This is a genomic window from Brevundimonas phoenicis (genome assembly GCF_047237745.1).
In the GTDB taxonomy this organism is placed as follows: domain Bacteria; phylum Pseudomonadota; class Alphaproteobacteria; order Caulobacterales; family Caulobacteraceae; genus Brevundimonas.
The window spans coordinates 1909930-1923225 of the sequence record NZ_JBDFLN010000001.1 but is presented as its reverse complement, the minus strand read 5'-3'; the positions used below and the strand labels follow the sequence as shown (position 1 = coordinate 1923225).

Sequence of the window (13296 nt, the reverse complement as noted above, 5' to 3'; positions counted from 1 at the left end):
GGTATCGCTTGACGAGAGGGGGTGCCTTCGGTGCTAAGGAAGCCGGATGAAGACTGGCCTGAAAATTGGGGATGTGCAGATCGACGGGCGGGTGCTGATGGCGCCCATGACCGGGATCACCGACCTGCCGTTCCGGGTGCTGGCGTCAAAGCTGGGAGCCGCCTATGTGGCGACAGAGATGGTGGCCGCTGCCGAGCTGGCGCGCGCCCGACCCGACGTGGTGCGCCGTGCAGCTGTAGGCGGAGGGTTGCCGCTAACGGTGATCCAGTTGGTTGGCGGCAACGCTGAGGCTATGGCCGAGGGCGCGCGCATGGCCGAGAAGGCGGGCGCTGACATTGTCGATCTGAACTTCGGCTGTCCCGCCAAGGAAGTGACCGGTGCGGCCTGTGGTTCAGCCTTGATGCGGACGCCGGATCAGGCGGCGCGGATCATGGAAGCGGTCGTCCAGGCGGTCAGCCGGCCGGTGACGGTCAAGATGCGTCTGGGCTGGGATGAGAACAGCCTGAACGCGGCTGATCTGGCGCGCCGGGCCGAGGCGCTGGGCGTGGCGGCGGTGACGGTGCACGGACGCACCCGCAAGCAGTTCTACACCGGGGTCGCCGACTGGGACGCTGTGGCCGAGGTGAAGCAGGCTGTCGCCATCCCGGTTATCGTCAACGGCGACATCATCACCGCCGAAGAGGCGCGCGAGGCGTTGAGGCGTTCGGGCGCCGACGGCCTGATGCTGGGTCGAGGCGTCTATGGCCGCCCATGGTTGGCGGCGCATCTGGAACGCGCCTTGATGGACGGCACGCGACTCAGCGAGCCGGATCGCGAGGAGCGTCTGGCCATCGTCATCGAGCATATGCGGGCGTCCACCGCCTTCTATGGCCTGCCTTTGGGGCTTAAGATGTTCCGCAAGCACTTGGGCTGGTACATCGAACAGGCGCCTTGGCCGGCTGATCCGGGCGAGCGGCGCGCGGCCAAGGCGCGTCTGTGCCGCCTGGAGACGCCCGAGGCGGTGGAGGAGGCTCTGGCCGCGCTCTGGCTTGATGTGAAGCATTCTCGCAACTTCGATGTTGAAAACGAGCCACAGGTAGTCAAAGCTGTCGCCTGATGTCGGACCCCGCCGCCCAGGCTGATCAACACGGCTCAGAGCCATCGCTCTGGGGGCGGTTGGCTGGCGGTCGGGCGCGAGCCCTGTTCGGAACGGCCTACGCCGTCGCATTCAGCGTCACGGCGGCGGCGATCTGGCTGGTCGCCATCGCCCCCGGCGCCGCGGCAGGCGGAGATGCACGTACGGCGGCCAGTCAGGCGGTGCTGTTCATCCTGCTGGCCAATCTGATCCTGATTTTCGGGCTGGCCTTTGTCATCGGCGTGCGGGTGCTGCGTCTGTTCCGTAACCGTTACGACCCGGGCGCGCGTCTGCATCTGCGGTTCGTGACGCTGTTTTCGCTGGTCTCGGTCGTGCCGGCCGTGTTGATCGCCCTGGTGTTCGGCGTTTTGGTCAACCGGGGCGTGGATCAGTGGTTCAGCACGAACGTCCGTTCCGCGGTCGAGAACGGAGCGGAAATCGGCCGCGCCTATGTTGCCGACGTCGGCGCCGGGCTGGAGGTTGATATGGAGACCATGTCGACTGAGCTCGGCGGCGTGCGGGGGCTCTTCGACAACCGCATCCAGTTTTCGCGCGCCCTGTCCCAGATCGGCGACTTCTTCGGCTATCCGGCGCTCTATATCCTCGACGAGAACGGACGCGTGATGGCCAGCGGCGAGCAGCCCGCAGCGCCTCCCTATGTCGCGCCTCCCCGCGAGGCTTTTGAAACTGTCGCAGGCGGCGAGGTCGCGCCGACCACGGTGACCGAAAATCCGGACACCGTTCGGGCGCTCTACCCCCTGCCGGATTACGGAAACGCCTATCTCTATGTCGTGCGTCCGTTGGCGCCGGGCCTGATCCAGCGGATGCGTAACGGCGAGGAATCAATCACCGCCTATCGCGCTGCGGAGGAAAGCCGCGCCCGCATCCAGGCGGCTTTCGCTCTCAGCTACCTGGAGACGGCCCTGCTGGTCCTGGTCGGGGCAGTCTGGCTGGCCATGTCGGCGGCCAGTTCGATTTCGGCGCCGATCGGGCGGCTGGTGAAGGCGGCCGATCAGGTGGCGGGCGGTGATCTGGACGCTCGCGTCGACAACATGGGTGCGCCTGCGGAACTCATAGTATTGTCCGAGGCGTTCAACCGCATGACGCAGGACATCAAGACCCAGCAGGCGGCGCTGAAGACGGCTTCGGACGAGGCGCAGGGACGAAGCCTGTTCATCGAAACCGTTCTGTCTGGCGTGAGCGCGGGGGTGATCGGTCTGGACCGAACAAGACGAATCTCGGCCATCAATGACAGCGCAAGTTTCTTGCTGGGACTGGACCCGGAGCAGGTTCAGGGACGCCGTCTGGCCGAGGTCGCCCCTGAACTGGGCGAATTGTCCGAGCGGGGCGAGGCTCATATCGAGGAAGATATTGATGTCAGCCGCAACGGCGAGGCTCTGCGTTTGCGTGTTCGTATCGAGGGCGGGCAGGGCGGCGAGATGGTGCTGACTTTTGACGACATCACACGGCTGGTCACGGCTCAGCGGAACGCGGCATGGCGCGACGTAGCGCGACGCATCGCTCACGAGATCAAGAACCCGCTGACGCCGATCCAGCTATCGGCCGAACGTCTGCGCCGCCGGTATCGCGATCAGGTCGGCGACGACGTGGAAGTGTTCGATCGCTGTACGGAAACCATTATCCGCCAAGTCGGCGATATCGGCCGGATGGTGGATGAATTCTCGTCCTTCGCCCGTATGCCGGCGCCTCGTTTTTCTCATGAAAACCCGGCCGAGATGTTGCGTGAGGCGGTGTTCGCCCAGCGAGTGGCGGCCGGCGACATCGGTGTCGATCTGATCGAGCCGTTGCCGGACGTGACGATGCAGGCCGACGGCCGCATGGTCCGCCAGGCGTTGGCCAACATCCTGAAGAACGCGGGCGAGGCGGTCGCGGCTCGACGCGAGCGGGACGCGACGACGAAGCCTGGACTGGGCATCATCGCCCAACTGACCGTCGAGAACGGGGTCGCCGCCTTCGTCATCGAGGACGACGGGGTCGGTTTGCCGGCCAAGGACAGGGATCGGCTGACCGAACCCTATGTGACGACGCGCGAGAAGGGGACTGGCCTGGGCCTGGCCATCGTCAAGCGCATCTGTGAAGACCACGGCGGAGAGCTGAAGCTGGCCGACGCCGAAACATTGTCAGGCGCGCGCGTGTGCCTGACCTTCCCCCTGAGCCAGGATCATAAGGCTGTCGCCCGCGCCTCTGGCGCGACGCGCACGGCGGAGTAAGAGAGGCGTCATGAAAAGCACCGGTGCCGACATTCTGGTCGTCGACGACGAGGCCGATATCCGCGAACTGGTCTCAGGCTTGCTTGAGGATGAAGGTCATGCCGTCCGAACGGCCGCCAACTCGGACGAGGCCCTGGCTGCGATCAAGGCACGCAAGCCGTCCCTCGCGGTCCTCGATATCTGGATGCAGGGCGGTGGCCTGGACGGCCTTGAGTTGCTGGACGTGGTGCGCGAACTGGATGCGGATCTTCCCGTCGTAATGATCTCGGGCCACGGCAATATCGAGACGGCGGTCAGCGCGCTGAAACGCGGCGCCTATGACTTCATCGAAAAGCCTTTCAAGTCTGATCGCCTGGTGGTGGTGGTCGAGCGCGCGTTGGAAGCCGCTTCTCTGAGGCGGGAGAACCGCCGCCTACGCGCCCAGACGCTGACGCCCAGCGGCCTGATCGGCAAGTCGGTGGCGGCGCAGGCGCTGCGCAGCACCATATCCAAGGTGGCGGCTGCAAACAGCCGTATCCTGATCGCGGGTCCGCCGGGGTCCGGCAAAGAACTAGCGGCGCGTCAGATTCACGAGGCCAGCCCGCGCGCTAGGGCCGAGTTTGTCGCCATCTCGGCCGCCGGTATGACGCCCGAACGTCTGGATGTTGAACTGTTCGGCGAAGAAGGCGGCGACGGCCGACCGCGCAAGATCGGCGTCTTCGAGCAGGCTCACAACGGCACCCTGTTCCTGGATGACGTGGCCGACATGCCGCGCGAAAGCCAGAGCCGCATCCTGCGCGTCCTGGTCGAACAGCGCTTCCGCAGGGTCGGCGGCGAACAGGACGTCCAGGTCGATGTGCGGGTCATCAGTTCGACTTCGCGCGATCTGCGCGTCGAGATCAGCGAAGGCCGCTTCCGCGAGGATCTGTTCCATCGTCTGAACGTCGTGCCGATCCGCGTGCCGCCGCTGTCTGAACGACGCGAGGATATCGCTGAACTGGTGGAGTATTTCATCGACAGCCTGTCGGCGTCCCAGGGGCTGCCGCACCGTCGTATCGCCGATGACGCCCTGGCTGTGCTTCAGGTCCATCCCTGGCCGGGCAATGTGCGCCAGTTGCGCAACAACATCGAACGCCTGCTGATCCTGGCGACCGGCGGTCCGGACGAACCTATCACGGCGGACATGCTGCCGCAGGAGGTAGCGTCGTCCGCCAGTCCGACCTCCCTGGGCGCCGACCGGATCATCGCCCTGCCGTTGCGTGAGGCGCGAGAGGTGTTCGAGCGGGAATATCTGTCGGCCCAGATCATGCGGTTCGGCGGAAACATCTCGCGCACAGCGGCCTTCATCGGCATGGAAAGATCTGCATTGCATCGCAAGCTGAAGTCGCTGGGCGTGTCGCCCGCACGTGGCGGAGACGAAGAAGGAGAGGGCGCCTGATGTCCAGGGTCGCCTATGTAAACGGCATCTATCAGCCGCACGGTCAGGCCGTCGTCCATATCGAGGATCGCGGGTTCCAGTTCGCCGACGGCGTCTATGAGGTCTGGTCGGTCTTCGACGGCAAGCTGGCTGACTATCAGGGTCACCTGAGCCGATTGGCCCGTAGTCTGACGGAACTGCGGATCGACATTCCCATGTCGGCCGACTCTCTGGGCATCGTGCTGCGCGAGACGATCCGCCGGAACCGGGTGCGCAACGGCATCGTCTATATCCAGATCACGCGTGGCACGGCGCCGCGAGACCACGCCTTCCCCCAGGACGTGGCGCCCAGCGTGATCATCACCGCCAAGTCGATCGACTTGCGGAAAGGCGAGGCCCTGGCCGCCAAGGGCGCCGCCGGCGTCACCCACCCCGACATGCGCTGGGGCCGTTGCGACATCAAGACGGTCGGCCTTTTGCCCAACGCTCTGGCCAAGCAGGCGGCGCGCGAGCGCGGCGCCTATGAGGCCATCCTGTTCGATGAAATGGGTATGGTGACGGAAGGCTCATCGACCAACGCCTGGATCATCGATGAGAACGGCAAGCTGCGGACCCGCGACACCCAGGCCAACATCCTGCGCGGCATCACCCGCGCGGCGATTCTGAAGCTGGTCGAGGCCGAGGGGATCGAACTGGACGAACGCGCCTTCAGTGTCGAGGAAGCCAAGCGCGCCCGCGAAGTCTTCGTCACGGCGGCCAGTTCCTTCGTCATGCCGATCGTTTCGTTGGACGGAACCCGCATCGGCGACGGCAAGCCCGGCCCGGTGGCGACCCGCCTGCGCGAGATTTATCTGGAACAGGCGCGCCGCGAGGCCATTTAAGGCGTTGCCGCACCGGCGGGGGCGTGGCTAAGGTCGCGAACGCGGGCCGCGTCTCGCCACGCGGCCATTCCGCCGTTGATGAAAAGACCAAGAACAGGATCAACCTGCCATGTCGCAAGACAAACGACAGAACCTCCAGGACACCTTCCTGAACAGCGTCCGCAAGACGAAGACCCCGCTGACCATCTTCCTGGTGAACGGCGTCAAGCTTCAGGGCATCGTCACCTGGTTCGACAACTTCTGTGTGCTGCTGCGTCGCGATGGCCAATCGCAGCTGGTCTACAAGCACGCCATCTCGACCATCATGCCGTCCGCGCCCGTGCAACTGTACGAGCCCGACGCCGAAGAAGACTGATTGACCTCCAAACTCATTGACCACGCCGTCCCGCTGATCCGGGCCGTCGTCATCCACCCCGACCGCCGCGGCGACAATGCCCGCCACGCGACCGAACGCCTGGAAGAAGCCGTGGGCCTGGCCCAGGCGCTGGACCTCGATGTGCGGGCGCAGGAAATCGTGCGCCTGCGCTCGGTCACGCCCGCCACCCTGATCGGTCGAGGCAAGCTGGAAGAGATTTCGGCCCTGATCCTGGCGGCTGACGCCGAGGCGGTCGTCGTCGACGATCAGCTGACGCCGGTGCAGCAGCGTAACCTGGAACGCTTCTGGGATATCAAGGTCATCGACCGGACGGGCTTGATCCTAGAAATCTTCGGCCGCCGCGCCCGCACTCGCGAGGGGCGGCTGCAGGTCGAACTGGCCCGCTTGGAATACGAGCGATCCCGTCTGGTCCGCACGTGGACCCACCTGGAGCGCCAGCGCGGCGGCACCGGCGGCACCGGCGGCCCCGGCGAAACCCAGATCGAGCTGGACCGGCGGATGATCGCCGACCGCATCGTGCGCCTGAAGGCCGAACTGGAAGAGGTGCGTCGTACGCGCGGCCTGCACCGCAAGGCGCGCAAACAGGTTCCGTTCCCGTCGGTCGCCCTGGTCGGCTACACCAATGCGGGCAAGTCGACGCTGTTCAACCGGCTGACCGGAGCCGAGGTGATGGCCAAGGATCTGCTGTTCGCCACCCTCGACACCACCCAGCGCACCATTCGCCTGCCGCAGGGGCGACCAGCCATCATCGCCGACACCGTCGGCTTCGTCTCGGACCTGCCGCACGAACTGGTCGAGAGCTTCCGCGCCACGCTGGAAGAGGTCGGCGAGGCCGATCTGATCCTGCACGTGCGCGACATCGCCTCGCCTGACAGCGCCGCCCAGGCCAAGGACGTCGAGGCGGTGCTGGAGCAAATACCCACGCCCGAAGGCAAGACGCGCCACATCCTGGAAGTCTGGAACAAGATCGACCTGCTGGAGCCCGAAACCCGCGAGGCCGTGGTCGGCCAGGCCGAACGCCTGGCGCGCGATGGACAGGCCGTGGCCGTGTCCGCCTGGACCGGCGAGGGGATCGAGACCCTGCGTGAGATCATCGCGGGCCTGATCGATGATGATCCAGAGACCCATCTGACGGTTGAGCCGCACCGCGGCGACCTGCTGGCCTGGCTCTACGCCAACGGCCGGGTGACGGGGCGCGAGACGGATGATGAGGGCCGGGTTCACCTGGCGGTCCGTCTGCATCCCGCCGCGCTGGGGCGGCTTGAGCGGCTGTATCCGGACGTGATCGACTGATCCTATCATGCATCTGATCGAGACCATCCTCTTCCTGCTGCTGGCCGTGGTGCTGTCGGGATGGGTGGCTCGCATCACGCGCATCGCCCTGCCGCTGGTGCAGATCGCCCTGGGGGCGGGGGTGGTGCTGATCACGGGGCAGTCGGTTGATCTGAGGCCGGATGTCTTCTTCCTGTTGTTCCTGCCGCCGCTGTTGTTCGTGGACGGCTGGCGCATCCCCAAGGAGGCCCTGTTTCGGGACAAGGTGGTGATCCTGGAGTTGGCGCTGGGACTGGTGGTCTTCACCGTCGTCGGCCTGGGCTTCCTGATCCACTGGATGATCCCAGGCATGCCGCTGGCAGTAGCTTTCGCCTTGGCGGCGATCCTGTCGCCGACGGACCCGATTGCGGTCCAGGCCATCGCCGGGCGCGCGCCGATCCCCAAGCGACTGATGCACATCTTAGAGGGCGAGTCGCTGTTGAACGACGCGACGGGCCTGACCTGCATGCGGATCGCGGTGATCGCGGCGACCACAGGCGCCTTTTCTCTATCCAGCGCCTTCGGAACCTTCGCCTGGCTTGCGCTGGCGGGCGTGGCGGTGGGCATCGCCGTCACCCTGTCCATCGGCCTGGTGAAGGCCTTCATCAGCCGTCGCTGGGGCGAGGACGTCGGCGGCCAGATCCTGATCAGTCTGCTGATGCCGTTCGCAGCCTATCTGGCGGCCGAAGCGATCCACGCCTCGGGCATTCTGGCGGCGGTGGCGGCCGGCGTGACCATGAGCTTCACCGAACGCCAAGGCTCGGCGTTGGCCGCGACCCGCATCCGGCGCGCCGTGGTGTGGGACACGGTGCAGTTCGTCGCCAACGGCCTGATCTTCGTCATCCTGGGCGAGCAGATGCCGTCCATCATGGCCCGCGCGGCCGAGGTGATCCGCTCCACCCAGCACAGCGAGGTCTGGTGGCTGGCCGTCTATGTCTTCGCCATCGTCGCGGCATTGGCGGTTCTGCGCTTTGTCTGGGTGTGGACGTCGCTGAAGCTGACCCTGTTCCGTCGCAAGGGCCGTAGCGCGCCGCCCAAGGTGGGTCTGCGGCTGGTGGCCGTCATGTCGCTGGCCGGGGTGCGGGGGGCGATCACCCTGGCGGGCATACTGACGCTGCCGTTTTATCTGAGCGACGGTTCGGCCATGCCGGCGCGAAATCTGGCGATCTTCTTGGCGGCGGGGGTGATCATCGTTTCCCTGGTGCTGGCGACGGTCGCCCTGCCGCGCCTGCTGAAAGGCGTGCAGCTTCCGCCCGAGGACGATCATCAGGCCGAGGAGAACCGATCCCGCGTCGCCGCCGCGTGGGCCGCGATCCGCGCCATCGAAGACGCTCAGCACGCCATGGCCGAAGGCAAGCTGGACCCGGACTTCTATGCTGAGACGGCGACGCGGGTGATGGAGGTCTATCGCCACCGCATCGACATGCGCGCGAGCATGGAGGCCGACGCCGTGGTCCAGGCCCGCCGCGCCGACGAGATCGAGCGCCGCCTGCGCCTGACCGGCCTAGCGGCGGAGCGTGAGGAACTGGTGCGTCTGGGCCGGCAGCGGCTGATCGACGAAGAGACGGCGCGCAAGCTGATCCGCGAAATCGACCTGCAGGAATTGCGCTACGCCTAGGCCGTCGAGGCGATCCAGGCGGCCAGGTCGGCGTAACTTCCGAACACCTGATGCGCCCCGGCCTGTTTCAGACGCTGAGGGTGATCGCCGCGGATATGACCGCCCGCGCACAGGCCGACGACCGTCATGCCCGCTGCGGATCCGGCCAGGACGCCGGTAGGGCTGTCCTCGATCACCAGGGTGCGTTCCGGCGCGGCCTTCATGGCCTCAGCGGCGTACAGGAACAGGTCCGGATGCGGCTTGCCCCGGCTGACGTGGACTGCGGCGCTGAAGATCGGTCCGGCGAAGACGTTATGAGCGCCGAAATGGCGTAGGCCCAGTTCGATCCAGTCGGGCGGGCTGGACGAGGCGATGCAGCGCCGCTCGTTGCGTCCGGCCAGGAAGGCGTCGAACCCCGCGACGGCCGTCAGGTCGCGTCGGGCGCGGTCATGACAGCGACGGGTCCACTCGGCCTGAACGCCGGGCGGGCAGGGCGCGCCCAGTCGTTCCGAAATGATCGGCTCGCAGTCCAGCCAGCGCTTGCCCAGATAGGTCGCCAGGGCGTCGTCCAGCGTGGTCGGCAGGCCGATTTCGCTGAGCAGTTCGGCCATCACCGCATTATTCAACAGCTCGCTGTCGGCGATAACCCCGTCGTAGTCGAAGATGATGAGGTCGAACGGCCCCCGGTTCACGCTCGCTCGGCCGCCTTGGCGGCGTCCCACAGGGCGTCCATCTCGGGCAGGTCGGACTGTTCCGGCGTGCGGCCGTCCTTCTTCAGTTCGGCCTCGATGAATTCGAAGCGGCGCACGAATTTGGCGTTGGCGGCGCGCAGGGCGTCCTCCGGCTCGACCTCCAGCTTGCGGGCCAGGTTGGCGACGACGAACAGCAGGTCGCCCAACTCCTCGCGGGCCTTGTCCTTGTCGCCGGCGGCGATCTCGACGCGCAGTTCCTCGACCTCTTCGGCCAGCTTGTCGAAGACCTCGTCGGTCGAGGGCCAGTCGAAGCCGACGCGGCCCGCGCGCTTGGTCAGCTTGGCCGCGCGGGTCAGGGCGGGGAGGCCGACCGGGACGTCGTCCAGAACGCCATGCTGTTCCTTGGCCTTGCGCTCGGCGGCCTTGATGTCTTCCCAGCGCGCCTTCTGGGCGGGACCGCTGGCCTTGGCGGCCTCGTCGCCGAAAACGTGCGGGTGGCGGCGAACCAGCTTGTCGGCCATGGCCTCGGCCACGTCTTCCAGGCGGAAATGACCAGCTTCCTCAGCCATGCGCGAGTGGAAGACGACCTGGAACAGCAGGTCGCCCAGCTCGACCCTCAGCTCGTCCATGTCGCCGCGCTCGATGGCGTCGGCGACCTCATAGGCTTCCTCGATCGTATAGGGAGCGATGGTCTGGAAGGTTTGCTCCACGTCCCAGGGACAGCCGCCGTTCGGATCGCGCAGGCGAACCATGATGTCCTTCAGGCGGTCGACGGGGTGGGTCATTCAGGCGTGTCCGGCGTCTCTTTGCGCCAGGGCGGCGCGGATTTCATCATGCCGCTGCGGCGTCAGGGGATAGCCCTTCAGCACCCAGGCGGTGGCCGCCAATAGCAGGCCCGGCACGGCGATGAACAGGATCTGCAGGATCAGTAGCGAGAACTCGCTGTTCCCCTCCGGCCCGGGCAGGGCCTTGAACCCGACCAAAGGCAGGATGGCGTAGGGGATCAGGGCGAAGACGTGACCCATCTTGGTCGTGGCCGACAGGATGGAGAACATCAGGCCGGTGCGGTCCACGCCCGTCTCCAGCCGCACCTCGTCGCCCGCGTCCGCCATCATGGCGCGCAGCAGGAACAGGCCCGCCGCATAGGGCAGGCCGGCGATGAACATGGCGACCGCCGTCAGGGCGAAGTTGCCGCCGGGAACCAGGGTCGCGCCGACATAGAAGACGGCGAAGATCAGGCTGGCCGCGGCCAGGGCGCGGTCCTTGCCGATCTTGGTCGCCAGCCAGGCCCAGATGGGCGCCCCGACCAGGCCCGCCATGAAGTAGATCAGCATGAACAGCGACGCCTGGGTGTGGTCGTAGCCCTTGATTTGACCGAAGAAGAAGAACAGCAGCGACCCCGTGATGCCCGGCGCGATGCCCAGCAGCAGGTCGGCGATCAGCAGCTTGCGCACCGTCTTCATCTTGAACAGGGCCAGGTAGGCGCTGGGGCCTCCATGCGGCGCGGCGCCGGCGTTGACGGGCTCAGGCACGACGATCATGGCCAGACCGATGGTCAGCGGCAGGGCGATGATGATGGCCCAGCCCATGATCCGCACGCCGTCGGCGTAATCGCCGATACCCGTCTTCACCACGATGGTCGGCAGGATCAGAATCAGGATCACGCCGATGATGTTGAACACCTGCCACCAGCCGTAGACCCGGCTGCGCTGGTCATACTGCGGCGCCAGGACGGCGGCCCAACCCAGTTGGCCCAACGTCCCCATGGAGAAGCCGAGGTAGAGGACCAGCAGCCAGGCGAACAGATAGACCGGCCCGGCGCCCGGCTGGACCGTCACGAACATCATCAGCGCCGCCAGCATCAGGATCGGCGTCGCCACGGCCATCCACGGGCGATAGCGGCCCAGGCGCGTGCGCGTCTTGTCCATGCCCCAGCCGATGAAGGGATCGAACAGGATGTCGATCAGCCGCACGGCCATGAAGACGGCGGCGACCATGCCCATCTCTATGCCGACATGGGTGGCGTAGAACTCTGGCAAGGTGACGGGCAGCGCCACGCCGAAGGCCGCCAACGGCAGGCACGGGCCTGAGAAGGCGGCCAGGATGGCGTTGGACCGGCGCGGCGCGTCGGGCGCGGCGATGGCGGATGAAGGCGCGGCGGTTGCGGTCATGCGGTCACGGCCCGATCGCGGCGCGAGTCGGCCGCAACCGTCACCATGCAGGTTTTCGACGCAGGCGCGAAGACCGGCGGAAGGGGTTGCGGCGACTCTCATCCTGAGGCCTGTTGCGATCATGTGGAAAGCGTCCGCCTCTCTCTTCGCCGCCCTGACCGCCGTCGCCCTAGCCGGGCAGGCGCGCGCTGAGGCGCCGGAGCCGGTTCCGACGGCCCAGATCTGCGACCGCGCGCCGGGCGCATGGGACGACACGGCCGAGGCGAACGCCATATCGCTCTACGCCTTGGAGTGGACGCCGTTTGGGCCTTCGGAACTGGGTTGGGAAGCCTATGTGCCGCTGATGCAGCAAGAGGTGGGCTCGCCCTGCGATCCGACGTCGGCGGGTTTCGCAGAGGCCCTGGCGGCGTTTCAGGGACGGTATGGGCTGACGGCCAGCGGGCGGTTCGATCAGGCGACCTTCCAGGTGCTGCGCGGCCTGTGGCAGGAGCGGCGGCCATTCGTCATGGCGCGAGTGAGGGGAGAATGCCCCGATCCGCCGCCCGTCGGCGACCTGGCCTATCTGACGACGGGCGAGGAGCACGCCGAGCGCCTGACGCGCCTGCTGCGTCGCGACGTGCTCGACGCCTATCGCGCCATGGCGGCGGCGGCCCGCGCCGAAGTTCCTGAGATCGCCGCCGAGCCGGAACTGCTGCGGGTCTTCTCCTCCTTCCGCGATCCCGAGGCTGACGCGGCGCGATGCGCGCGCGACGGCAATTGCGACGGCCTGCGCCGCGCCGTCTGTTCACCGCACCGGACGGGGACGGCGGTCGATCTGTATGTCGGCCACCTGCAGGGCATGGGGGTCGATTCCACCGACGTTCACAGCCGTCGCCATATGAGCCAGACCCCGACCTATCGTTGGCTGGTCAAGAACGCCGGGCGGTTCGGCTTCGTGCCCTACGTCTATGAGCCCTGGCACTGGGAGTGGGTCGGTCGATGATCCGACCGCTGGCGTATGGCGAGGCGGCGCTGGCGCGCGAGGTGTTCGGGCGCGACCTGCAGCTGGACGACATCCGCTTTCTGGGCTCGCCCTGGCCGTTCGACCGCGCCTTCGTGCCGGGGCGCTGGTTTGGGCGCGACTGGATCGTCTGGCCCAAGGCGAGCCTAGCGCCGGATTTGTCGCAGGCGCCGCTGCGGAGCCAGGCCGTCTTCATTCACGAACTGGTTCACGTCTGGCAGGCTCAGAACGGCGTCAACCTGCTGACCGGAAAGCTGAAAGCGGGCGACGGACCGGGCGCCTACGCCTATCCAGTGGATGAGCGCTGCGATTGGATCGCCCTGAACATCGAACAGCAGGCCATGGTGGTCGAGCACCGCTTTTTGCAGTCACGGGGCGCACGGGTTCCAGCTGATCCCGCCTTCTACGCGCGGGTTTGTCCCATCGGGTTGTCGGATTTTTGAGAGGAGGGGCTTGCGGCGCCGCAGCATGACGCTAAATCAGATACTGATGCAGTTACCGTATGCATCGTTTCAGATTCAACCGGA

At 66.5% G+C, this 13296-nt stretch carries 12 protein-coding genes; 9 read left to right on the top strand and 3 right to left on the bottom strand.

Annotated elements, in window-relative coordinates; all coding sequences use genetic code 11:
* Nucleotides 1-46: 46 nt before the first annotated feature.
* The 7 genes from dusB to ABC419_RS09500 all read left to right on the top strand — a co-directional run bounded on the left by dusB (nt 47) and on the right by ABC419_RS09500 (nt 8927).
* Entirely contained in the window at nt 47-1096 is a 1050-nt protein-coding gene (dusB, locus tag ABC419_RS09530; RefSeq protein WP_412877608.1) for a tRNA dihydrouridine synthase DusB, read from the top strand.
* Nucleotides 1096-3345 (top strand): sensor histidine kinase NtrY-like, encoded by a 2250-nt coding sequence (locus ABC419_RS09525; RefSeq protein ID WP_125900284.1) that lies wholly within the window; start codon nt 1096-1098, stop codon nt 3343-3345. Before dusB ends, ABC419_RS09525 begins: the two co-directional genes overlap by 1 nt.
* Nucleotides 3346-3355: 10 nt before the next feature.
* Nucleotides 3356-4762 (top strand): nitrogen assimilation response regulator NtrX, encoded by a 1407-nt coding sequence (gene ntrX / locus ABC419_RS09520; protein ID WP_200165099.1) that lies wholly within the window; start codon nt 3356-3358, stop codon nt 4760-4762.
* Nucleotides 4762-5622 (top strand): D-amino-acid transaminase, encoded by an 861-nt coding sequence (locus ABC419_RS09515; protein WP_412877609.1) that lies wholly within the window; start codon nt 4762-4764, stop codon nt 5620-5622. The genes ntrX and ABC419_RS09515 overlap by 1 nt, the downstream gene beginning before the upstream one ends.
* A gap of 109 nt (nt 5623-5731) precedes the next feature.
* Entirely contained in the window at nt 5732-5977 is a 246-nt protein-coding gene (hfq, locus tag ABC419_RS09510; RefSeq protein ID WP_003164861.1) for an RNA chaperone Hfq, read from the top strand.
* The gene (gene hflX / locus ABC419_RS09505; RefSeq protein WP_412877610.1) at nt 5978-7291 is read left to right on the top strand and encodes a GTPase HflX; all 1314 of its coding nucleotides are present in this window, start codon (nt 5978-5980) and stop codon (nt 7289-7291) included.
* 7 nt (nt 7292-7298) lie between these two features.
* Complete coding sequence (locus tag ABC419_RS09500; protein WP_368922695.1) at nt 7299-8927, top strand: Na+/H+ antiporter; 1629 nt, start codon at nt 7299-7301, stop codon at nt 8925-8927.
* On the opposite strand, the gene ABC419_RS09495 is transcribed toward ABC419_RS09500, so the two are convergent.
* From ABC419_RS09495 to ABC419_RS09485, 3 genes are read right to left on the bottom strand one after another with little or no spacing between them, the layout of a single operon-like run.
* Nucleotides 8924-9598 (bottom strand): HAD family hydrolase, encoded by a 675-nt coding sequence (locus ABC419_RS09495; RefSeq protein WP_412877611.1) that lies wholly within the window; start codon nt 9596-9598, stop codon nt 8924-8926. The two genes, ABC419_RS09500 and ABC419_RS09495, sit on opposite strands and share 4 nt — an antisense overlap.
* Nucleotides 9595-10383, bottom strand: a complete 789-nt coding sequence (mazG, locus tag ABC419_RS09490) for a nucleoside triphosphate pyrophosphohydrolase (protein ID WP_200165095.1) — start codon at nt 10381-10383, stop codon at nt 9595-9597. The genes ABC419_RS09495 and mazG overlap by 4 nt, the downstream gene beginning before the upstream one ends.
* Entirely contained in the window at nt 10384-11769 is a 1386-nt protein-coding gene (locus ABC419_RS09485; protein ID WP_412877612.1) for an MFS transporter, read from the bottom strand.
* Between the two features lie 121 nt (nt 11770-11890).
* Here ABC419_RS09485 and ABC419_RS09480 point away from each other — a divergent pair, with 121 nt between their 5' ends.
* Complete coding sequence (locus tag ABC419_RS09480) at nt 11891-12751, top strand: D-alanyl-D-alanine carboxypeptidase family protein (RefSeq protein ID WP_412877613.1); 861 nt, start codon at nt 11891-11893, stop codon at nt 12749-12751.
* Nucleotides 12748-13212 carry a hypothetical protein gene (locus ABC419_RS09475; protein WP_412877614.1) on the top strand — a complete coding sequence of 155 codons (465 nt, stop codon included), beginning with the start codon at nt 12748-12750 and terminating at the stop codon, nt 13210-13212. Before ABC419_RS09480 ends, ABC419_RS09475 begins: the two co-directional genes overlap by 4 nt.
* Nucleotides 13213-13296: the final 84 nt, after the last annotated feature.